General features: G+C 67.0%; 19 protein-coding genes and 1 tRNA gene. 9 read left to right on the forward strand and 11 right to left on the reverse strand.

Going from position 1 to position 19,908, the window contains the following annotated elements; translation table 11 throughout:
• Window positions 1-10: 10 nt before the first annotated feature.
• Window positions 11-757, reverse strand: coding sequence for a phosphoglyceromutase (locus tag P2Q66_RS01660; RefSeq protein ID WP_115525939.1), 747 nt, complete (start codon window positions 755-757; stop codon window positions 11-13).
• Window positions 758-912: 155 nt separating this feature from the next.
• On the opposite strand from P2Q66_RS01660, the gene P2Q66_RS01665 reads away from it, so the two are divergent.
• The gene (locus P2Q66_RS01665) at window positions 913-1,758 is read left to right on the forward strand and encodes a class I SAM-dependent methyltransferase (RefSeq protein ID WP_275725058.1); all 846 of its coding nucleotides are present in this window, start codon (window positions 913-915) and stop codon (window positions 1,756-1,758) included.
• A gap of 92 nt (window positions 1,759-1,850) precedes the next feature.
• Here the strand turns inward: P2Q66_RS01665 and P2Q66_RS01670 are convergent, their stop codons facing one another.
• Window positions 1,851-2,204: a DUF2516 family protein gene (locus P2Q66_RS01670; RefSeq protein ID WP_079598284.1), complete on the reverse strand. Its 354-nt coding sequence runs from the start codon at window positions 2,202-2,204 to the stop codon at window positions 1,851-1,853.
• Window positions 2,205-2,213: 9 nt separating this feature from the next.
• Window positions 2,214-3,404 carry a PLP-dependent transferase gene (locus P2Q66_RS01675; protein ID WP_275725060.1) on the reverse strand — a complete coding sequence of 397 codons (1,191 nt, stop codon included), beginning with the start codon at window positions 3,402-3,404 and terminating at the stop codon, window positions 2,214-2,216.
• A 119-nt stretch (window positions 3,405-3,523) separates the two neighbouring features.
• Here P2Q66_RS01675 and tmk point away from each other — a divergent pair, with 119 nt between their 5' ends.
• The 8 genes from tmk (at window position 3,524) to P2Q66_RS01715 (ending at window position 10,884) form a co-directional block, all read left to right on the forward strand.
• Entirely contained in the window at window positions 3,524-4,222 is a 699-nt protein-coding gene (tmk, locus tag P2Q66_RS01680; protein WP_275725062.1) for a dTMP kinase, read from the forward strand.
• Window positions 4,219-5,361, forward strand: coding sequence for a DNA polymerase III subunit delta' (locus P2Q66_RS01685; protein WP_275725063.1), 1,143 nt, complete (start codon window positions 4,219-4,221; stop codon window positions 5,359-5,361). The genes tmk and P2Q66_RS01685 overlap by 4 nt, the downstream gene beginning before the upstream one ends.
• A gap of 20 nt (window positions 5,362-5,381) precedes the next feature.
• Window positions 5,382-6,947, forward strand: coding sequence for an alpha/beta hydrolase (locus P2Q66_RS01690; protein WP_275725065.1), 1,566 nt, complete (start codon window positions 5,382-5,384; stop codon window positions 6,945-6,947).
• A gap of 105 nt (window positions 6,948-7,052) precedes the next feature.
• A tRNA-Thr gene (locus P2Q66_RS01695) sits at window positions 7,053-7,125 on the forward strand.
• 220 nt (window positions 7,126-7,345) lie between these two features.
• Window positions 7,346-8,959: a phospholipase D-like domain-containing protein gene (locus tag P2Q66_RS01700; RefSeq protein ID WP_275725066.1), complete on the forward strand. Its 1,614-nt coding sequence runs from the start codon at window positions 7,346-7,348 to the stop codon at window positions 8,957-8,959.
• 59 nt (window positions 8,960-9,018) lie between these two features.
• Window positions 9,019-9,501 (forward strand): hypothetical protein, encoded by a 483-nt coding sequence (locus P2Q66_RS01705; RefSeq protein ID WP_079598290.1) that lies wholly within the window; start codon window positions 9,019-9,021, stop codon window positions 9,499-9,501.
• Window positions 9,502-9,664: 163 nt separating this feature from the next.
• Complete coding sequence (locus P2Q66_RS01710; protein WP_258868599.1) at window positions 9,665-10,660, forward strand: hypothetical protein; 996 nt, start codon at window positions 9,665-9,667, stop codon at window positions 10,658-10,660.
• A gap of 38 nt (window positions 10,661-10,698) precedes the next feature.
• A complete protein-coding gene (locus P2Q66_RS01715) occupies window positions 10,699-10,884 on the forward strand; it encodes a hypothetical protein (RefSeq protein WP_275725069.1) in 186 nt (61 codons plus the stop codon).
• A 106-nt stretch (window positions 10,885-10,990) separates the two neighbouring features.
• On the opposite strand, the gene P2Q66_RS01720 is transcribed toward P2Q66_RS01715, so the two are convergent.
• The 8 genes from P2Q66_RS01720 to P2Q66_RS01755 all read right to left on the reverse strand — a co-directional run.
• Window positions 10,991-11,836 (reverse strand): aldo/keto reductase, encoded by an 846-nt coding sequence (locus P2Q66_RS01720; protein ID WP_275725071.1) that lies wholly within the window; start codon window positions 11,834-11,836, stop codon window positions 10,991-10,993.
• A gap of 110 nt (window positions 11,837-11,946) precedes the next feature.
• On the reverse strand, window positions 11,947-12,396 hold the full coding sequence (locus P2Q66_RS01725; protein ID WP_079598339.1) for a hypothetical protein: 450 nt from the start codon (window positions 12,394-12,396) through the stop codon (window positions 11,947-11,949).
• A gap of 7 nt (window positions 12,397-12,403) precedes the next feature.
• Entirely contained in the window at window positions 12,404-13,030 is a 627-nt protein-coding gene (locus tag P2Q66_RS01730; protein ID WP_079598293.1) for a bacterial proteasome activator family protein, read from the reverse strand.
• 77 nt (window positions 13,031-13,107) lie between these two features.
• Complete coding sequence (locus P2Q66_RS01735; protein ID WP_275725072.1) at window positions 13,108-13,311, reverse strand: YbdD/YjiX family protein; 204 nt, start codon at window positions 13,309-13,311, stop codon at window positions 13,108-13,110.
• The gene (locus P2Q66_RS01740) at window positions 13,311-15,611 is read right to left on the reverse strand and encodes a carbon starvation CstA family protein (protein WP_275725073.1); all 2,301 of its coding nucleotides are present in this window, start codon (window positions 15,609-15,611) and stop codon (window positions 13,311-13,313) included. The genes P2Q66_RS01735 and P2Q66_RS01740 overlap by 1 nt, the downstream gene beginning before the upstream one ends.
• Before the next feature lie 153 nt (window positions 15,612-15,764).
• Entirely contained in the window at window positions 15,765-18,626 is a 2,862-nt protein-coding gene (locus P2Q66_RS01745) for a hypothetical protein (RefSeq protein WP_275725075.1), read from the reverse strand.
• On the reverse strand, window positions 18,626-19,363 hold the full coding sequence (locus P2Q66_RS01750; protein WP_275725077.1) for an ABC transporter ATP-binding protein: 738 nt from the start codon (window positions 19,361-19,363) through the stop codon (window positions 18,626-18,628). The genes P2Q66_RS01745 and P2Q66_RS01750 overlap by 1 nt, the downstream gene beginning before the upstream one ends.
• A partial coding sequence (locus P2Q66_RS01755; protein WP_275725078.1) for a PadR family transcriptional regulator occupies window positions 19,360-19,908 on the reverse strand: 549 nt, incomplete at its 5' end. The genes P2Q66_RS01750 and P2Q66_RS01755, both read right to left, overlap by 4 nt.

Below are 19,908 nucleotides of genomic sequence, written 5' to 3' on the forward strand. Positions count from 1 at the left end.
ACGCGAAGTCTTACTTCTTGCCCTGGTTCGCGACGGCCAGGATGGCCTGTTCGGCAGCTTCGGGGTCAAGGTAGGTGCCGCCCCGCTTGATGGGCTCGAAGTTTTCGTCCAGGTCGTACACCAGTGGGATGCCGGTGGGGATGTTCAGGCCGGCGATGGCTTCGTCGCTGATGCCATCGAGGTGCTTGACCAGCGCGCGCAGTGAGTTGCCGTGGGCGGTGACCAGGACGGTCTTGCCGGCCTTGAGGTCTTCCTTGATGTCCGATTCCCAGTACGGCAGCAGGCGGACCAGCACGTCCTTCAGGCACTCGGTCCGGGGAAGAGCATCCCCGAGCCCGGCGTAACGAGGATCGTGGGCCTGGGAAAACTCGGAGTTGTCGTCCAGGGGCGGCGGCGGGGTGTCGTAGGAACGGCGCCATTCCATGAACTGCTCCTCGCCGTATTCCGCGAGCGTCTGTGCCTTGTCCTTGCCCTGAAGGGCGCCGTAGTGGCGTTCGTTCAGGCGCCAGTCGCGCTTGACCGGGATCCAGCCGCGGTCGGCCTTGTCCAGGGAGATGTTGGCCGTGTTGATGGCCCGCTTCAGGAGGGAGGTGTAGAGCACGTCCGGAAGGATGTTGTTCTCCACCAGGAGCTCGCCGCCGCGTGCTGCTTCCTCGCGGCCCTGGTCGTTCAGGTCAACGTCCACCCAGCCGGTGAACAGGTTCTTGGCGTTCCATTCGCTGTGGCCGTGGCGCAGCAGAATCAGCTTGTAAGTCATGATTTTCATCCTAGCCGAGCGCCGTTGCCGCCCGCCCAGCGTTACAAAGCGAGGCCCGGTGGCTCCGCGGAAAAGCAACGCGGAGTCACCTAATGCCCCTTCCAGGCGGATTACAGGGCCGGGAGTGACCCCGCCCTGCAGGATAAGGTGGGGCGGTGGTGCAAAAGGCTGAACGGGTAACCGCCCCGCAGATCACCGGCCGGAACGCGGCCGGCAGGCAGGGCAGGCCGGTGGGCAACGTGACCCGCGGCACCACCAATCCCAACCGCATGCGCCGCCTTGACCGCTGGCTCACCGGGCCGCAGGCCTGGCGCCTCCGCTCCGCTGCCGACCCGCTGGTAGTTGACCTGGGGTACGGCGCCACCCCGGCCACCGCCGTCGAACTTTATGAGCGGCTGTCCGCCGTCCGCTCCGATGTCCGGGTCTGCGGCATCGAGATTGAACCGGAACGTGTACGTGCTGCCCTGCCCCTCCAGCGCCCCGGACTGAGCTTCCTCGTGGGCGGCTTTGAACTTCCCGTGCCGGGCCGTCCCGTCCTGGTGCGCGCGTTCAACGTGCTGCGGCAGTATGAGGAGGCGGACGTGGCGGGGATCTGGCGGCTGGTGCAGGACCGCCTGTCCGCTGACGGGCTGTTTATCGATGGCACCTGCGATGAAATCGGGCGGCGGGTGACGTGGGTGGCGCTCGACCGCAGCCGGCCCCTGTCGCTCAGCGTGTCCGTCCGGTTCGGGAGCTTCGAGCTGCCGTCCGAGGTGGCCGAACGGCTGCCGAAGGCGCTGATCCACCGCAACGTTCCCGGCGAGCCGGTCCACGCCCTGATGCAGGCGATGGACCGGGCGTGGCTGGAATCAGCACCCCTGGCGTCGTTTGGTAACAGGCAGCGCTGGCAGGCCATGTGCCGGGCGTTGCGCGACGCCGGCTGGCCGGTCCAGGACGGACCGGCGCGGTGGCGGCTCGGGGAGCTGACGGTGGGCTGGGAAGCAGTGGCGCCGCTGGCCTAAGTGAGCCGGTGGGGGCCCACGCCGGCAGGGTGGGGGGCCCACGCCGGCAGGGTTCCCTGGGCGAGCTTGCGAGCCGAGGGAGCCGGTGGGGATTACCAGGGGCCGTAGGGGCCCATGTTGCGGGTGCCGCCGCGGCCGGCGTCCTTCACGGCGGGCCGTACGTCGGCGAGGTACACGGACGCGGCGACTACCGCGGCCAGGCCGAAGAGGCCCAGCGTGCCGAAGAAACCGCCGCCGCTGCCGAACATTGAGATGACACCGACCAGGGCGGCTCCGCCGGTCAAGGCGAGCCAGAATGTCTTGGTCCTCTTGCCGGTTGCCTCGAAGGCATTGGCCCGGTGCCGGGCGCAGTCGGCCACGGCCCACAGCTCAAGGCCCAGTGCCACCAGGGCAAGGATAAAGAACACTGCCTGCTCAACAGGCCGAATAATCAGTTCACCGTCCACAAGCCAAGCCTAGCCTCCCAGCGTGTCCAGCGCCTGCTTCAGGTCCGCCCAGAGGTCTTCGACATTTTCGATGCCCACGCTCATGCGGACCAGGTTCTCCGGCACGCTGACGGGTTCCGCGGCATGCCGGCGCCTGCGTTCGATGAGGGACTCGACTCCGCCGAGGGAAGTTGCCGGGAGCCACAGCTCCAGGGCACGCACAAGCTTGTCCGCGGCGTCGGCACCGTCCAGGCCCGCGACCGGTGCAATGTGGACGCAGATAATGGACCCGAATCCGGTCATCTGTGCTTTGGCCCGTTCGTGTCCCGGATCGGCGGGAAGCCCCGGGAACCGGATGAAGTCGATGCGCGGATGCGTGCTGAGCCGTTCCGCCAGGATCATTGCGGACTGCTGCGACCGTTCCACCCGGAGTGCGAGCGTCCGCAGGCCCCGCAGTGCCAGCCATGCTTCGAAGGGACCGGCAATGGCGCCATGGATGGTCCGGTTGTGGAGCAGCGCGGAGCGCATGTCGGGGTTGGAGGTCACCAGGGCCCCGAGGACCACGTCGGAGTGGCCGGCCAGGTATTTGGTCACCGAGTGGAGGACGACGTCGGACCCCAGCGCCAGCGGCTGCTGCACCAACGGGGTGGAAAATGTGTTATCCGTGACCACGATGGCTCCGGCGGCATGGGCCGCGGCCGTCAGTGCCTTGACATCGGCGATGCCCAGCATGGGGTTGGTGGGGCTTTCCAGCCACAGCATGGCGGCAGGCCGGGCCCCGGGTCCGGCGGGTGCAAGGGCTTCCTTGACCGCGTCGGTGTCCGCGATGTCAACCGTCCGGAGTTCGATGAATCCCTTTTGCGCCAGTTCAGCAGCCATCACCAGGGTTCCCGAGTAGCTGTGCGTCGGCATGACCAGCACTCCCCCGGCGGGGATCAGCGACAGGGCCGAACTGACAGCTGCAAGGCCCGAGGCGTAGAGGAGGCCCGGCAGTTCCGCGCCCTCCAGCTGGCCAAGCGCCTCTTCGAAGGGGTTCCAGGTGGGGTTGGAGTACCGCCCGTAGCCGCGGTCCCCCGGGCCCAGGGGGCCGGTACCGAAGTAGGTGGAGGAGAGGACAAGGGGCGGGTTGACCGGCTGGTCCCTTTCCCGCGGCGGACGTCCCGCCGCAACCACAACTGTCTCTGAAGACAGGGCAGCCGCCTGTTGTTCGGAAAGACTCATGGTGAAAGCGTACTTGTCCGGCGGACATGCCCCGGAAAGGCGTTACCGGGGCCACCCGGGCTGTCCACAGGCGCCCCGCCCGATCGGAGAAAGTCCAGGGGGGTCGGTAGGCTTGTGGGGTGAACAAACAAGGGGCCGGACTTTTCATCGCGTTTGAAGGCGGCGATGGTGCCGGCAAGTCGACGCAGGCTGCCCGGCTTGCAGACGCCCTTGAATCCCGGGGACTGACAGTGCTGCGTACCCGCGAGCCGGGCGGGACGCCCATCGGCGAGAAGCTGCGTTCCCTGGTTCTTGACCATGGCCACGGCGAAATTGACGCCCACACTGAGGCGCTGATTTTTGCGGCGTCCCGGGCTGCCCATGCCACCCAGGTGATCCGGCCGGCGCTGGAGCGCGGCGAGATTGTGCTGACGGACCGCTATATTGATTCCTCTGTGGCCTACCAGGGCGCCGGACGCGATCTGGGAAAGGACGCCGTCAGGGCCCTGAACGAGTGGGCCACCTCCGGCCTGCAGCCCCACCTCACCGTCCTGCTGGATGTTGACCCGGCGATGGGACGGCAGCGCCGGACCGCCGGTGACGCCGCCGAGGACCGGCTGGAATCCGAGGCGGACGACTTCCACGGCCGGATCAGGGAAGCCTTCCTCGAGCTGGCCGGCAGCCGCCCCGCTTCCTACCTGGTGCTGCCCGCGCATCTGCCCGTCAGCGAGCTGGCCGCGGCGATCCTCACGCGCGTGGATGCCCTGCTGGCCAGCCCCGAGGTGGCCCCGGTTGGCGCCAGCCCGTCCGCGGGTGACCACGGCGGCGGCACCCCATGACCGTGTGGGATGACCTCCAGGGCCAGTCCGCCGTCGTCGAGCAGCTGCGCCAGGCGTCCAGCGGCGAAGCCCTGACGCACGCCTGGCTGTTCACCGGCCCGCCGGGTTCCGGGCGCTCGAATGCGGCCAAGGCCTTTGCTGCGGCTTTGAACTGTGACCAGGAGGATGTGCGCCTGCGGGGCTGCGGCGAATGCCCGGCCTGCCTGACGATCCTGGGCGAAACCCATTCGGACGTGACCTTTGTCCGGACCGAAAAGGTCACCATCACCATCGACGAGGCACGTGAGCTGGTGGCCACCGCGGGGAACCGGCCCTCCGCAGGACGCTGGCGCATCATTGTGGTGGAAGACGCGGACCGGATGGCGGAGCGCACCACCAACGTTCTGCTCAAGGCAATCGAGGAGCCCACCCCGCGGACGGTATGGATGCTGTGCGCGCCCTCCCCCGCGGATGTGCTGGTTACCATCCGCTCACGCTGCCGCAGCGTAGCGTTGCGGCTGCCGCCGGCCGCTGATGTTGCCGCGCTTCTGGTCAAGCGCGACGGCGTGGACCCTGAGCTCGCGGAACGGGCCGCCCGCGCCGCGCAAAGCCACGTGGGAATCGCACGCCGGCTGGCCAGGGATGCGGCAGCGAGGGAACGCCGGCTGGAGACTGTGAGGTTTCCGCTCGGGCTCCGGGGCGTCACCGCTGCAGTCATGATGGCGGACAAGCTGGTGAAGATCGCCACCGCCGAGGCGAACAGCTCCAATGAAGAGCGCGACGCCGCCGAAAAAGCCGCGCTGCTGGCCACGCTCGGCGCACCCGAGTCCGGCACCCTCCCGCCGGCCATGCGAAGCCAGCTGAAGCAGCTGGAGGACGACCAGAAGCGCCGGGCGAAGCGTTCCATCACGGATTCCCTGGACCGCACACTGACGGACCTGCTGTCCTTTTACCGGGATGTGCTGATTATCCAGCTTGGGAATGCTGTGGAGCTGGTAAACGTTGAGCTGAGGAGTGAATTGGAGGAGTTTGCCGGCCGTTCCACTCCAGAAGCCACTCTTGCCCGGATGGACGCCATCAACAAAGCCCGCGAACGCATCACCACCACCAACGTTGCCCCGCTGTTGACCATTGAGTCCATGGCAGCCAGCCTGATCTAGCCCCCTTCCAAGGAGACCCGATGACTGCCCGCCCCCTGCCCGCACGCCACCGATCCCTGGTGGTCGGACTCCGTGCCGCCGGCGCCCTGGTTCTTGCCATGGTGCTGGCCTCGTGCAGCCTCCTCAACGGCGGTGACCGCAACCAGGAGACGGCCACCGCCAAGGCTGATCCTTCCATCGTGGCCTCTGCCCCGTCCGGGCTGGAGCAGTTTTACTCGCAGGAAGTGGTGTGGGAGCCCTGCGAGAATGAGTTCCAGTGCGCCAAGGTGACCGTGCCCATGGATTACGAGGATCCCAAGGGCGCGTCGATCCAGATTGCCGCCCTGAGGGCTCCCAGCACCGGCCGGAAAACCGGGAGCCTGCTGGTGAATCCCGGCGGCCCCGGCGCCTCCGGTTACGACTTCGTCAAGGACGCGGCCGGCACCCACTTCTCGCAGACGGTCCGCGACGCCTACGACCTGGTGGGCTTCGACCCCCGCGGTGTTAAGCGCTCTTCTCCGGTGACCTGCCTGACCGATGCCGAGCGGGATGCGGCACGGGCAAAGATCTACGATCTTGAAACGGATGCCGGCCTGGCGGTTGCCCGCGCGGACAACAAGGCGATCGCGGACCAGTGCGTCGCGCAGACCGGCGAGGTGCTGGCGCATATCGATACCCAGAGTGCCGCGAAGGACCTGGACATCCTCCGGGCAGTGGTCAACGACAAGAAGCTGAACTACCTGGGCTACTCCTACGGAACGTTCCTGGGTTCCACGTATGCATCCCTTTTCCCGGACAACGTGGGACGCATGGTGCTCGATGGTGCCCTGGATCCTTCCATCAGCAACGAGGAGCTGACCAGCGGCCAGGCCCGGGCCTTTGAGAAGGCCATCCGCGCATATGTTGCCAGCTGCCAGCAGCAGGACGGGTGCCCGTTGAGCGGGGACGTCGACTCCGGCGTGCAGCAGATCCGCGACCTCATCGCCGCCGTGCAGCAGACGCCGCGCACCGCCAAGGACGGCAGGACCGTCAACGCCACGATGTTCGTCAGCGGACTCATCACCCCGCTCTACAACGACCAAAGCTGGCCGGCCCTGACCCAGGCCCTGGAAGCGGCAATGACCGGGGACGTCAGCCTGATGCTGCGCCTGGCCGACCTCGGTGCCGACCGGTCGTCCAACGGCACCTACTCGTCCAATTCGACCTTCGCCTTCAACGCAATCAACTGCCTGGACTACCCCATGGAGTCCGACCCCGCCGCGATGCGGGCGGAGCAGCAGCGCCTGATGCAGGAATCGCCCACGCTGGGGTACTTTTTCGCGTACGGCGGCACGAGCTGCTCCGACTGGCCCTACAAGAACGTCCGGACCCCTGCACCGGTGAAGTACACCGGCGATTCCCCGATCGTGGTCATTGGCACCACCGGCGATCCCGCCACCCCCGTCGAATGGGCCGCGTCGCTGCGGAAGCAGCTCGGAAATGCCACGCTGATGACGTGGGAAGGCGAAGGCCATACCGCCTACGGACGGTCCAACAGCTGCATCGAGGATCCGGTGGACAGGTACCTGGTAAGCGGCGAAGTGCCGGCCGACAACACGGTGTGCTGAACGCCTCAGCTGCCGGAGCGCGTCCCATTTTGACCCGGGCGCGGGGACTCTATTACAGTTGACTCTTGCATGAAGCGCCCGGTTTTCCCGGGGATTTCATGCGGTGCTTCCTTAGCTCAGTCGGTAGAGCGTTTCACTCGTAATGAAAAGGTCATCAGTTCGATTCTGATAGGAAGCTCGGGATAAACCCCCTATTGCCCCTAGTTTTAGGGCTTTGGGGGGTTTTTCGCTGGTTAAGCGGCGTCATTGGCCGAGTGCAGGGCGTCAGGCGTGCCGCCGATTCCCAAAGCGATCAGAATCCCGACCGGTACCGTCCTCACCCTTCGCCCTCAGCAGTCGTAGGCTACTGGGTAGGCTGGCACTGAAAGGCCGGCCTCGGGTCCCGAAGGGAACGACGAGTGGACAGTACTGCTGGTACCTGGTTCTTGAGTGGCGCTGAGCGGGAACATGCAGCCACTAACGTGCACGCCGGCGGGTCCGGCTCACCGGCCTGGTCCGAGGGAAACCTCGTTCGGCCCCTGATTCACGGCGCCACCTACTTCGCCCGGCTGCACGAGGAGTTGTCGGCCCTTCAAGCGGGAGACCGTGTGTGGTTCACCGACTGGCGCGGCGATGGCGACGAGCGGCTGACGCCGGACGGGCCGGCGATCGGTGAGTTGCTGGCGGGATTGGCACGGGCGGGTGTGGAAGTGCGGGGCCTGGTCTGGAGGTCCCACGGGGAGCGCGTGTCTGCCCCCATGAGCAACCTGTCCAACGAGCACCTCAGCCGCCAGATCAATGACGCCGGCGGCGAGGTGCTGCTGGATCAGCGGGTGCGCCTCTTCGGCTGCCACCACCAGAAACTCTTCGTCATCCGCAACCGTAATGACCCTTCGCGGGACGTCGCGTTCGTGGGCGGGATCGACCTTTCCCACAGCCGCCGGGACGACGCCGACCACGGCGGCGACCCACAGGCGGTAGACATGGATGCCCGGTACGGGAAACAGCCTCCGTGGCACGATGCCGCCCTCGAACTGCACGGCCCGGTGGTGGCAGATGTGCTGCAGCTGTTCGCGGAACGGTGGGATGACCCCCATCCCCTGGACCGGCGCACACCATACAGGATGCTGCTGCAACGCCTGGCCGATATGCCCCGGCACCCAGAACCCCTGCCGGAGACTGCCCCGCCGCCACCACCGGCCGGCCCCCACGCCGTGCAGTTGTTGCGCACCTACGGCGTGAAGCATCCGCCTTTCCCGTTCGCACCTGGTGGCGAGCGAAGCGTTGCCCTGGCCTACACAAAGGCTTTCTCCCTGGCCCGCTCCCTGATCTACATCGAGGACCAGTACCTGTGGTCGGCAGAGGTAGCAGCCGGCATCGCCTCGGCCCTGGAACGGAACCCCGGGTTGAAGGTGATCGCCGTCGTGCCCCGCTACCCGGACTCCGACGGTCCGCTCGGAGGGCCGCCCAAGCGGCTGGGGCAACTGCGTGCCATCGAAACGATAAGCAGGGCTGCGCCGGACCGATTCGGCGTGTTCAATCTGGAAAACAGAGCCGGGACCCCGATCTATATCCATGCCAAAATCTGCATCATCGACGACACCTGGTTCACCTGCGGATCGGACAACTTCAACCGCCGGTCCTGGACCACCGACAGTGAGCTCACCTGCGCCGTCATCGACACCTCCGCCCCTGGCCGGGATGCGCCCGCCACAGGCGCGGACCCCGGCGCTTCCCGGCCGCTGGCCTACGCGCTCCGGCGCCAGCTCTGGGCTGAACACCTTGGCCTGGACCAGAACGACCCGCAGCTCCACGCCCCGGAGGATGGGCTCAAACTGTGGAACGCCGCCGCGGACGCCCTTGACGGTTGGCACGAAGCCGGCCGCCGCCAGCCCCGTCCCAGCGGGCATGTGCGGCACCACACCACCAAACCCGTGCCGCGACTTCAGCGTCTCTGGGCGGAGCCTGCAAACCGCTTCTTCGTGGACCCGGACGGGCGCCCCCGCCGGCTGCGCGGCACCACCCGGTTCTAGCGGCTGCTAGGCTACGCGGGCGGCCGCTGGTGCCGCACTGAAAAAACTGGGGGATTCTCATGCCTGCAAAAACCATGCTCCGGCTCTCGGCCTGCGGGGCAGCAGCAGCTGCATTGATGGGCGCCGTGGCCGCGCCGGCCACGGCGGCCAGCACCGAGGGCACCACATTCACAATCCGTGATACGTGCACCGAGCTGGCACCTGAGGTAACAACATGCAGCGCCATGACCGAACGCCGTATCGAAGTCCATACACCGTCGGGGATCACGATATTCCAGGGCTACCGCGAGTATTCAGATGCCACCACGTACCCGGGCGGGTCGCACACGTCTGAGGGGACGCGCAGGTACCTTGTCGTTTACACGTCGTCGGTGGAGGTGCCGGATGGCATCTACTACCTCGACCCCCAGGTGACGCGGGTTGATGGTTCAGACGTTCTGTCCTACTCGGATGGGTTGACCTGCGTCCTGGATACCAACTTCGTGGAGGCGAACGTCTCCGGCGGCTACAACCACAGCACCGGCTCCTGCACCACCAGCTGATTGGCTGTGACCAGGCGAAGGCCCGTCCGCTACCTTCCGGATGGGTCTTCGCCGCAGCCGGGGGCGCGACGCCCAGGCAAGACGACTGCCTGGGGGGTCCGGCAGGGCCTGGCGGGTCCGGCAGGGCCTGGCGAAACGGCAACTGATGAAGGTGCCGCCTAAGATGGCGAACATGGAAGAGCAGGCCCTGGCAGACATCGCGAACGGGCTGTACGCCGCGCCTTTGGAGGACTTTGTGGCGGCCCGGACAGCTGCAGCAAAGGAAGCCGCCGGGAAGGACAAAGAGCTGGGCGCCGCCGTCAAAGGGCTTCCCAAGCCGTCGGTTGCGGCCTGGGCCGTGAACATGCTCGCCCTGCACCAGCCCGAGGTCCTCGACGGACTGGCTGACCTCGGCTCCCGGATGCGCGCCGCGCAGGCCGCACTCGACGCACCGTCGCTCCGCGAACTGGGCCGGGAGCGCCGCACCATGCTGGCCGCCGCCGTCGACACCGCCAAATCGGTGGTCCAGCAGCAGGGACGCGCCATCAGCGAAACCATTGCCGGGGATGTCGAAGAAACCCTTCGGGCCCTGACGGCCGACGCAGGGGCCGCGGCTGCCGTCCGAAGCGGGCGCCTTGTGAAGACTCTGTCGGCGGATGGCGTGGGCGCCGCCGACCTCGAAGGGGCGGTGGCGGTTCCCGGGGCGCTTCCTGCTGCCCCGCCGGACGCTCCCCCGGCCGCGACCCCGGCCCGGAAACCGGCACCGACAGCCGACAAGAAGCAACGCACGACGGCGGAGCGCCCCTCCCAGCCCAAGGCAACCAAACCGCGGCTTGAGGCAGTCCGGCAGACGCCCAGGCCGGCGTCCCCGCCGGCGCTGGAAAAGGCCCAGGCGGCCCTGGCCGAAGCCCGGGAGGAGGAGGCCAGGACGAACGAACTGGCCCGGGAACTGCAGGAGCAGGCGGAACAAACCAGGACGGACATTGCCGCCCTGCAGCGGGAAACAGCGGAACTCCGTGACCGGTTGAAGGCCGCGGAGGAAGAGCTGGAGCGCTCCCGCAGGCGGCTCACCACCACGGCTGCCGAGGCAAAGCAGGCTGCACGGGCAGCGGACAAAGCCGGGCGGACGGCCATGCTGGCGCAGGAGCGGGTCCTCCGGCTGGGCAACACGCGGGGCTGATTCCGGGAATTGTCAGACCCCTCTTGCACACTGGATTTATGGAAAACCAACCCGTACAGGAATTTCACGTCACCTACTTCGATGCCGACTGCGGCCGGTCCAGGGCTGAAATTTTCGACACCCTGGCAGAGGCGCAGCGGTTCGCCAACAGGCACTGCTCCGGCGAGGACAGCTGGGCTGTCATTGATGCTGTCACCGTGGAGCACATCAAGATCGCTGCCTGACCGCCCCTAGGAGGTTATGGCTTAAAGCAGGAACCCGCACTGCCCGAATCAGGCAGTGCGGGTCCATACCGCTTATTGCAACGGTGCCCTATGGCAAGGACGTCGCCTACGCGAAGTCGGAAACCGCCGGGTCCGGGCCGATGCGGCCTTCACCGTTACCGGTGCGGTCCAGGGCGTTGATGGCCTCAACGTCCTCGGCATCCAGGGAGACCTCCAGCGCCGCGAAGTTTTCACGGATCCGTGACTCGGTGACTGACTTGGGGATCACCACGTTGCCGATGGCGAGGTGCCAGGCGATGACCACCTGGGCGGGGGTGGCCTGGTGCTTGGCGGCGATTCGCGCCACCGTTTCGTCCTCGAGCAGCTCACCGCCCTGCCCCAGCGGCGACCACGCCTGCGTCAGGATGCCCTTCGAGGCCCCGAATTCGCGCAGCTCACGCTGGCTGAAGTACGGGTGCAGCTCGATCTGGTGGATGGCCGGGGCTACACCTGTTTCATCGATCAAACGCTGCAGGCCTTCCACGGTGAAGTTGGAAACGCCGATGGACTTGACCCGGCCGCGCTTCTGGAGTTCGATCAGCGCCTTCCAGGTGTCCACGTACTTGTCCTGCTTGGGCTGCATCCAGTGGATGAGGTACAGGTCCAGGGTCTCCAGGCCAAGCCTGTCCATCGATTCCTCGAAGGCAGCCAGGGTGGACTCGTAGCCCTGGTCCGAGTTCCACAGTTTGGTGGTGATGAAGATCTGCTCCGGGGACAGGCCGGAGCTGGCGATGGCACGGCCCACTCCCGCTTCGTTGCCGTAGATCTTTGCGGTATCGATGTGGCGGAAGCCGGCTTCGAACGCCTGGCGGACTACCTTTTCAGCCACTCCGTCCTCAACCTGCCACACGCCGTAGCCGAGCTGGGGAATCGTGTTTCCGTCATTGAAAGTCAGTGTAGGTGAAGAAGTCATGGATTTATCCTGCCAAATAATCCACCCTGCGCCGGCGCATTCGGGCCCTGCTAAGCCACACGCTTAACGGGGAATTTCCCGGCTTAACGGGGAATAATCCGGCCGTGCAGCTAGGAGGCCTCCTCATGGAGGTGCCTCTCGGCGTCGGACACCTGCTGGTAAACGGCCTCCGCACGGCGGCGCACGGACGCGGCCCCTACCGGCACGGGCCCGACGGCGAGCCGCAGCATTGCCGCCGCTTCAGCGGTGGTGGCCAGCGAATTGCCCGCCTTGGACAACGCCCGGTGAACGCCGGAAAGGGCAGCCGGGATGTCCAGCCCCTCGCTGGGTGAGCGGCGCTGCGCTTCCACGCAGACAGCCCTCACCCGGTCCAGGAGCGCGGCCAGTTCGTTGGCGATCTCCACCAGCTCCTCGTACAGCTGGTCGTCCTCCACGCCTTCTAGCACCTGGTGGAAGCGGTCCAGTCCCCGATGGAAGCGGTCGTGCGCCCTGCGCCACAGCCCCTTCCCCAGTTCCGCGTCGTCCTTGCGCCCCTGCCTGGCAGCGCTGAAAAAGCCCAAGCGCAACCTACAGATACTGTCCGGGACCGTGGTCCGGGTCGTTCTGCTGCCCAGGGCGTCCCGGAGCGCCGGGCCGGGGACCGGCGGGAGCACGCTGGGGCTCGCCGTTCTCGCCGATCACCACGCCCGGGGCGATCATTGTGCCAGGCGGAAGCTGGCGCAACTGCATCTGCGCGGCTGCGTGCTCGCGGGCTGCGTGCTGGGCAGCGATGGCTGTCTGGATGCCGTGGAACAGCCCTTCCAGCCAGCCCACCAGCTGCGCCTGCGCAATGCGGAGCTCTGCGTCGGAGGGTGTGGCCTCGTCGGAGAAGGGAAGGCTGATCCGGTCCAGTTCCTCCACCAGCTCGGGCGCCAGCCCGTCTTCCAGCTCCTTGATGGAGCGCTCATGGATTTCGGCCAGCCTGCCCCGGGCTGCGTCATCCAGCGGGGCGGACTTCACCTCCTCCAGGAGCTGCCGGATCATGGTGCCGATCCGCATTACCTTGGCTGGTTCGTCCACCAGGTCCTGCAGGCTGCTGCCCTTGGGCTTGGTGCCGTCCGGCTGGGCCGCCGGCACCGGCGGCTGGCTGTCGTCGATGGTGGTGCCTTCTACCGGGAGGTCCTCAGGTGCCTGAGTGTCTTTCGGATCGCTCATGGGTTCATACTCTCACGTGGAATCCGTCCGAACGCCACTCGATGAAGCCGCCTGACGGTTGTCCGCTGCGGGCTCAATCAGCAGCACCTGCCCTGCGGGTTGGCGTCCTGGCGGTCTGTCCGGTCGCGCCAGAACTCCCGCTCACTGAGTGGCGGTTCCTTGTGGCCGGCCTCCCGGTGGTGTTCCAGGTATTTGGTGTAGGCGTCGGCACCCATGACGCCGCCCAGGTACCGTGCGAACCCCTTGAACCCGTTGGAGAGCGCTGCAAGTCCGGTGCTCATCAGTGGTGTCCTGCCCGCTCGAAGCGCAGGTTGGCCGGAACCTTTTCCCATTCCGCCAGCAGCTCACGCTCGGCACGGGTGGGAATGAGCCCGGCGGGAGCGAAGACGCGCGACGGGAGGGCCGGGTCTTCGTTGTCCTTGGTGGGAACGCCGGCCGCCCTGTTCCGGAACGCCCGGACGGTGGCGAGCAACGCCGTCGCAATGACAATGATGCTCAGGACCACGAAGATCACCGAGAGCCAGCCCTGGATGGCGGTATTGCGAACCACGGCCTCCATGGCCACTACGGTCTTGGCGCTGCCGAACTCGGTCTTCCCCTCGGCAAGGGCCTTGCTGAAGGCGGCGTTGTTGGCGAAGTAGCCTACGGCGGGGGTCGGGGAGAAGATCTTCTGGTAGCTCGCGGTGATGGTGACCACCGCGGCGAAGGCCAGCGGCAGCGCGACGATCCACAGGTATTTGAAGGTTCCGCGCTTGGCTGCGATGGCCAGGCACACGGACAGGGCGATGGCCGCCAGCAGCTGGTTGGCGATGCCGAACAGCGGGAACAGTGTATTGATGCCGCCCAGCGGATCGGTCACGCCCATCAGCAGCACCGCGCCCCAGGCACCCACCATGATCGCCGTGCAGAGCCAGGCTCCGGGCCGCCAGGAGGCTTCCTTGAACTTGGGGACGAAGTTGCCGATGGAGTCCTGCAGCATGAACCGCGCCACGCGCGTGCCGGCGTCCACTGCCGTCAGGATGAACAGGGCTTCGAACATGATGGCGAAGTGGTACCAGAACGCCATCATGGCGGTGCCGCCAATGAACTGCTGCATGATGTGTGCGAGGCCCACGGCGAGGGTGGGAGCGCCGCCGGTGCGCGAGACGATGCTTTCCTCGCCCACGTTGGCTGCCGTCTGGGACAGGAATTCCGGAGTGAGGTTCACGCCGCTCAGGCCCAGGCTGTTGACCCACGTGGCGGCCGTTTCCACTGTTCCGCCTGTCAGTGCGGTGGGCGAGTTCATGGCGAAGTACAGGCCACGGTCAATCGAGATGGCGGCAACCAGGGCCATGATGGCCACGAACGATTCCATCAGCATTCCGCCGTAGCCGATGAAGCGCGTCTGGCGTTCCTTCTCCACGAGTTTTGGCGTGGTGCCGGAGGAGATGAGGGCGTGGAAGCCGGACAGCGCGCCACAGGCGATGGTGACGAAGAGGAAGGGGAAGAGGGATCCGGGGAACACGGGCCCGTTGTCCCTGCTGGCGAATTCGCTGAAGGCCGGCACGGTGATTTCCGGGCGGACAACGATGATGGCCAGCGCGAGCATCACGATCACGCCGATTTTCATGAATGTGGAGAGGTAGTCCCGGGGTGCCAGGAGCAGCCACACGGGCAGGATCGCGGCGATGAAGCCGTAAACGATCAGGCCCCAGGCGATGGTCACCTTGTCCAGGCTGAAGATGTCCGCGCCCCACGGGGTTTCTGCCACGATGCCGCCGCCGATAATGGCTGCCATCAGCAGCACGAAACCGATCAGTGAAACTTCCATCACCTTGCCGGGCCGGAGGTAGCGAAGGTAGATGCCCATGAACAGGGCGATGGGGATGGTCAGGCTGACGGAGAACACGCCCCAGGGGCTTTCACCCAGGGCATTGACGACGACGAGCGCGAGGATGGCGACGATGATCACCATGATGAGCAGGGTGGCGATGAGGGCCGCAGTGCCGCCGATGACGCCGAGTTCCTCACGGGCCATCTGGCCCAGGGAACGTCCGCCGCGGCGCATCGAGAAGAACATCACCAGATAGTCCTGAACGGCGCCGGCGAGAACGACGCCGATGATGATCCAGATGGTGCCGGGAAGGTAGCCCATCTGGGCTGCAAGCACGGGGCCAACCAGGGGCCCGGCGCCGGCGATGGCGGCAAAGTGGTGGCCGAACAGGACGTTGCGGTCCGTCCGGACATAATCCTTGCCGTCGGCCTTGTACTCGGCGGGGGTGGCCCGGCGGTCATCCGGCCGGGTGATGTACCGCTCGATTACCTTGGAATAGAAACGGTAGCCAATCAGGTAGGTGCACACCGATGCGAACACGAACCAGATCGCATTGACGGTCTCCCCGCGGATGATGGCGAGCATGAACCACGCCACGCCGCCGAGCAGGGCGATGGCTGCCCACAAGGCGATTTTGCCGGGCGTCCACTTCCTCTCCTCTGCCTCCCGGGCATTCTCATCCACGGCGGCAGGGGGAAGGGCCTGATCTGTGGCCACAGCACCCTCCCTCCGGAATGAACCGTTCCGATCATCGCGCGTTCCGGCCATGTCTCCTCCTTGAGTGGGTGCAGGTCTCCCCTTACTAAGGCACCTTACCAACGCCGGTTGCAGATGGGGATGGGTTGCGCCGCCCGCCGCCGGCCGGTGCGGCGAACGGCAGCCACGGGGCGCCGAACGACCCCGCAGGTGTGTGGTTCTGCCCTAGCCAACCAGCCCTCTGCGGGACATCGGGAGCACAGCCCGCGTACAGATCCACGCGAGCGCCGATCCCGTGAGCGGGACGGCCAGCACGAGCGCCAGCAGGTGCAGCCAGGGGATCTCGACGGCTGTCCTCATGTCCGTCGAGGCCACAATAAGCACCGCGGGCACCGCTCCGGCGATGGTACCGAGAGCGGCCCCAAGACCGGAGGTGAGCAGTGCCTGCGCCGCAGCGAGCCCCTTCCGAAGACGGGGTGAGGCCCCCACTCCGGCAAGGGTCACATGGTCGTTCCGGGCGTCAGCCAGTGCCAGGCCGGTGGTGATGCCGGCGGCGCTGAGCGTCATCACTGCGCTCGCAGCCACGATCAACCAGAACATCCACTGGTTGTCCTGTGAGACTCCCGGCTCCGCCCAGAACCCGGCACCTGGCTGCTTGTAAACAGCTGCCACTGCCGCGGCCGCCGCGTCAGCTTCGGCGGCTGACGGCCGCCGGTCCAGCTGGACCAGCAGCTCGGCCGGTTCAGCCCGCAGGTCCAACCGTTCCGCCGTCTCCGGCGAAACAAAGCCGTAGTAAGGCACCGCTTCACGTGGTTCCACTGCCATCGCGGGCAAGGAGGTGCTGCTGACCGTCCGGTGGACCATCGAGCCGTCCGACGGCGACTGCAGCTGGGTGCGGACGTCCTGTCCCCGCAGCACAACTTTTCCGTCCTGGACAAAGACCGGATTAGTCACCACCATGCCACCGGCATCCAGCACCCGAAGGGCTTCGGCGCCTGCTTCCGTGCCCAGCATCATCCGGATGTCCTCGGCATCTCCCACCACGATTCCCCTCGGCGAACCGGACTCACGGATCATGGAGCCGCGGCAGCGCCAGTCTTTAGGGTCCACAACCCTCCGCTGCGGCGTCATCGGACATTCATGCTCCTCCGGGACAGCCAGGGAATAGAGGATGCAGTTCGAATTTTCTGTCCGCACGGGGACCGTCATGTCCACCTCGGGGCCAAATTCGCAGTCAATCGGTGCCGGCGCCGTGATGACCCTGGTCCAGGCAACCGCGCCGACCGCCTTCCCGACGCGGGACGAGAGCTCAGCCGGGTCCACTTTCATCGGCGGCTGGCTGCTGCCGTCCGCGGGGAGCGGGGCGTCCATCACCAACGGAAGGCGCGCCTGGTTTTCCAGGGCAGTCCACCAATGGTTGTCCCGCATCCAGGTTTGCTGGGTGGCCGACAGCACCAGGCCGGCGCTGGCCAGCGTGGCCGCGGCCAGCACCGCGGCCACTGCCGGGACGGTCCGTCCGCGGTTTCGGGCCGAGTCCCGGGCCGCCATCCTGAGGGGCAGGGACAACCATTGCGTCCGGGATGTCAGGCGGACGATCAGCCAACCCGTCAGCAGCACCAGCGCAGCCACGGCCAGCACTGCCCCGCCGACCAGCAGCGTGGCCACCAGTGGAAGCTGTTCTGCCTGCCGGTCCGGGTCCTTCGCTGACTGGCCCAGCAACCAGCCGGCGGCCAGCAGCCCAACGGCCGTCACCAGCAGCACCACCCCTGTGATACTCGTCCGCTTTCCCTTTCCGGCGGGAGCGCGCCCGGACTTGAGGGCACCGAGCAACGCCTGGCGGGCTACCTGGCCGGCAGGAGCCACCGCGGCGAGGATGCAGGCGGCCAGTCCCATGAGCATTGCAACCGACGTCAGCAGTATGTCCGGGTGCAGTCCTGCCAGCCGGGCGGAGCCTGTAGCCCGGACCCAGAGCACGACGACGGCGGCCGCCCCGAGTCCCATGCCTGCGCCTGCCATGACGGCAATGGCACCGAGCCACAAGCCGGCCGCCGTTACGACGGCACGGACAGTGGGCGTCTCAGCCCCCGATGCAGCCAACAGCGCGAGTTCCCGCACTTGCCTCTTGGCGCCCACCGCGAAGGCCGCACCGGCAAGCAGGCCAACCTCCAGGAGGGCAAGGGCTCCGAGCAGGCCGAAGGAAGCGTAGAGGGTCAGCGCTTCCGTCGACTCGTACCTGGGCTGTGCACCACTGACCACCCGCTGGTCCAGGGGCGGTGGATCAAGCACCACGCTGCGGGAAAGCACCGCGACACCCTGGCGGTTGGCCGCCCGGACCTGCTGCCAGCTGACGGGCTCCGGTCCCACCAGGTAGTAGGACACCGACTGGGGCAGCTCACGCTCCCGGCCCAGGACAGCAGGCGCCACTTGCCCGGGCTGAACGTACAGGAAGCTGTTGTTGTCGGAGGCGTCCGCGTCACGAAGGGTGCCCACCGGCACAAACGTTCCTGCCGACGTCGTAAATTCCTCCCCGAGCTGCAAGTGGAAGCGTTCCAGCAGCCCACGCGATACCAGGACTTCCTGGCTGGATTCGGGAGCGCGGCCATCGAGGAGGGTGAACTTGCCTGTGAACGCGGGATTCAGCGCGTCCACCTGCACGCCGTTCAGCGACACCAACGCTTCCCCAACGGTGGAGGTGAGCTGCAGTTGGCGCATCGGCAGCACATCGTAGCCTTCGGGAAGCAATTCTTCAGGCGGCGTGGCGATGAAGTCGGGGTCCGCATTCCCTGTGCTGGACGCCACCACGACGTCGTTCAGCGGGTCCTGGATCGATTCGGCGTTGACCGACGCCAAGGCACTGAACCGCGCCTGCGCGTTGCCCAGTTCGTACCGGACGATCTCCTCCGGCGTGCGCTGCGAGCTCTGGTACAACGTGGCAGCCCCGGTCATTCCGGCCACCGGCAGCATGATCAGCAGCACGATCAGGAACGACCGTCCCCGGTGCCGCCGGATGTCCCGCCGGGCCATCCGCAGGGCAACCCGGAAACTGCTCCGGCGCCCTCCCGGCGCCGGAGTGAGGTCCAGGGGCATCAGTGGCCGGCCTGCGAGAGCAGCAGTGCAGGATCATGCATGGCGGTCGCCTGGTCCACGATCCTCCCGTCGCGGAGGAACACCACCCGGTCGGCCCAGGCCGCGTGCCTCGCTTCGTGGGTGACCAGCATGACGGCCGCGCCCGCATCAGCCCGCGAACGCAGCACCTCCATGACTCCCTGGCCCGTGGTCGAATCCAGTGCGCCCGTTGGCTCGTCGGCGAGGATCAGGCGCCGCTTCCCCACCACGGCCCGCGCGATGGCCACCCGCTGCTGCTGGCCACCGGACATCTGGTCCATGAAGCGGTCCGCGAGTTCCGGAATTCCCACCTGGCGGAGGGCATCCGCCGCCTGCCTCTGGGCCTTCTTTGAAGCGGTGCCGTCCAGTTCCAGGGGCAGCGCCACGTTTTCGGCGGCGGTCAGCGTGGGAACCAGGTTGAAGTCCTGGAAAACGTATCCCACCGCACGCCGGCGCAGCCGGGCCAGCTCGTTGAGACCCAACGCGGCCAGGGGGGTTGACTCCACAAAGACCGCGCCCGACGTCGGCCGGTCCAGTCCCCCGGCCAGGGCAAGGAGCGAGGACTTTCCCGAGCCCGACGGTCCCATGACCGCAACAAACTCGCCTGCGCCGATGGCAAGGTCCACGTCCCGAAGCGCGGCCACGGCCGTCGCGCCTTCCCCGAACGTCCTGCTGACCTTCGCGAGTTCCAGGACCTGCTGCGGCCCCCGGACGCTCACCGGCGGCTGTCCGCGTTGAGCGGGGTGGCGTCTTCCGTGACCCCGTTGGACGTTTTGCGTGCCGCACCCGAGCCGGCTGACTGCGCCTGCTGGACCATCCGGGCCTCGCAGAGGTCCAGCCAGCGGACCTCTGCCTCCGTTTGGAAGATGAGGGAGTCAAGGACCAGCAGCCATGCCGTATCACCGCTGCGCTGGCTGGCCGCCGTGTCCCTGCGGGCCTTGGTGTAGTCCTGCAGGGACCTGATTGACGCCACCCGCTGGGCCTGGATGATCGACTGGACGTCCACCCCCGGGAGGGTGACGGCGAGCGCCAGCTTGATGGCGAGCTCGTTCCGCGGCGGGTTGGTGCGCTCCACCGGCGCGGCGAACCAGCTCTGCACCTCCGCCTTGCCCGCAGCCGTGATGCTGTACACCACGTGGCCCTCGCCGTCGTCGCCCTCCTTGGCAACGAGGCCGTCCCGCTCGAGCCGGTCCAACGTGGTGTAGACCTGGCCGATGTTGAGCGGCCAGGTGGCGCCGGTCCGGTTTTCGAACTCGACCCGCAG

The organism is Arthrobacter sp. Cr_A7 (assembly GCF_029222765.1).
GTDB lineage: Bacteria > Actinomycetota > Actinomycetes > Actinomycetales > Micrococcaceae > Arthrobacter.